At 68.0% G+C, this 291-nt stretch carries 1 protein-coding gene; it reads left to right on the forward strand.

The genetic code is table 11. The features are described 5' to 3' along the window. Window positions 1–14: 14 nt before the first annotated feature. The coding region (locus CVH10_RS19530; protein ID WP_369335897.1) for an AarF/UbiB family protein at window positions 15–291 on the forward strand (277 nt) is incomplete at its 3' end.

Raw genomic sequence — 291 nt, forward strand, 5'->3', positions numbered from 1 at the left:
CCGACGCCCCGCCGATGGGGGCCGCCTTCGTCAAGCGCCGCATGATGGCCGAACTCGGCGCCAACTGGCAGACGCGCTTCCAGAGCTTCGACCTCAAACCCGCCGCCGCCGCATCGCTCGGTCAGGTCCACCGCGCCACCGCCCTCGACGGAACCCGGCTCGCTTGCAAGCTCCAGTATCCGGACATGCAATCGGCCGTCAGGCCGATCTCAAGCAGTTGGAGGTCGCGTTCGCCCTGCATCGCCGGATGTCGTCCTGGCTCGACACCCGCGAGATCGCCAAGGAAATCGG

This window comes from Halomonas sp. ND22Bw, assembly GCF_003011945.1.
GTDB lineage: Bacteria > Pseudomonadota > Gammaproteobacteria > Pseudomonadales > Halomonadaceae > Halomonas > Halomonas halophila.